The organism is Candidatus Sordicultor fermentans (assembly GCF_012728195.1).
GTDB classification, from domain to species: domain Bacteria; phylum Atribacterota; class Atribacteria; order Atribacterales; family Caldatribacteriaceae; genus Sordicultor; species Sordicultor fermentans.
On the sequence record NZ_JAAYFP010000056.1, the window covers coordinates 1 to 1,775 of the forward strand.

General features: G+C 39.9%; 1 protein-coding gene. It reads left to right on the forward strand.

The window, feature by feature from the left end; genetic code table 11:
* Positions 1 to 125: 125 nt before the first annotated feature.
* The coding region (locus GXZ17_RS02775; protein WP_409375765.1) for a HAMP domain-containing protein at positions 126 to 1,775 on the forward strand (1,650 nt) is incomplete at its 3' end.

Sequence of the window (1,775 nt, forward strand, 5' to 3'; positions counted from 1 at the left end):
GATGATTCTGGACACTGTTTTGGGATAAACTTCTAATCAGACTACCAAACATCATAAAGTTTTTGGCAAATTTGCCGATTAACTAATACAGAAAGTATATAAAAATAAAATTGGGAGGGATAAAGTTGAAAATCCGAACCAAGATTCCCTTGGGATTTATTGTCCTAGCACTGCTGGCAGCAGTAGTAGGTGGCTTTGCCATTTATGCTTTTCAAGAAATAGGCACGTCTTTAGAGGAGGTGAGAAGTAGCACTCCTTTGCTTTTAGCCACTTCCAGAATTAAAGACTTCCTTTCAGAAAAAGATTCTCTGGTATCTTCCTATCTTTTAGAAGAAGACACCGCCACTCTCGATCAAATTAAGGGAGAATTAGAGTTGTTAGATAATAAAATCATGACCTATATTGAAGCTCTGAGGCTGGGAACAGAATCAGAGGAATTTGAAGCCTCTTCTTACTATTCTATCTGGGAAAAAGAGGAGTTCCCCTACTCCCTACCTCTCTTAGAAGAAGGAACTCCTCTTTACAATAGCTTGCAGAATTTAAAAGGTTTTGAGGTTGGCCATCAAAGTAAAGTGAATTCGGTAACTACGTTGTGGCGCGAATTCCTTATTGGTCGCCAGCAAAGAGACGAAGCTGCTTTAGCTATGGATGAACCAGCCCAGGTGGTGGTTAATTTTATTCAGTCGGTGGCACAAGCAGTGGAAAAGTTCACTCAGCCAGTAGAGGAAATCAACTCTCTTATCTCCCGCTGGTTAGCTACCGGTGATCCTGATGGAACAATAGCTGTTTCTATTAACTCTTATTTCGAATCTTTTTCCAATGACATCGATACTTCCTCTATGATTTCTGACCAGACCAAAAAAGATATAAAAGATAAATTGGCTCTTTATCGTCAAAATTGGGAGAAGCTACAAAACAACTTCCCTATTGCCACCCCTGAAGAGCGAGACAATTTATATATGGAATGTTACCGGTCTTATAGCTCTCTTAAGAGAAGTATAGAAAATTTGAAAATGGATAAGTGGATGGATAAGCTAAACACCATAAACCAGGAAAGAAAAAACTATCTTTTATTGTCTGACCCCGAAGTCAAAGAAACCGCCCGCCAAAAAGTGGAAACCAATCTAGAACAGATGAAAAAATTTATGGAAGAAGATTTCCTAAAGACTTACGGGTCGGTTATTGCAGAAACAGTAATTAACGACCGCTGGAAACCCTTTGTTGAACTGTGGAATGAAATAGTTATTAAAGATAATTATTTAAAGTTTGCTGAAGAGCAAACTAAAAAAGCTATTACTGAAGTAAGAAGAACGGGCCAAGAAGTTTTGGCGGCAATGAACGATATGAATCAGGAAGTGCTTGATCAATTTGATACTACTGTTGCTCGCGTCAGTGAGCTTCAAAACCGATTATCCCAGCTTCTCTATTTAATAGTGGGTATTATAGTAATTCTGGCCATTATTTTAGGCATAGTTATCTCAAGAAGCATCGTCTCCCCCATAAATCGCAGTGTTTCTTTTGCCCAGGTTTTAGAAAAAGGAGATTTAACTCAGGAAATCTCTCTCCGCCGCCGGGATGAACTGGGAATTCTCTTTAACTCCTTAAACCAGGCTTCCCGGTCCTTACGAACGTTCCTAAAAGAAGTAGCCGAGGGAGCAGAAACAATCATATCCTCTATGGAAAACCTCCAGCATGCTTCTCGAGAAATTGCCCAAACCGGGGATCAGATTGGCCAAACCATATCTCAAGTAGCCCGAGGTTCAGAGGAACAAAGC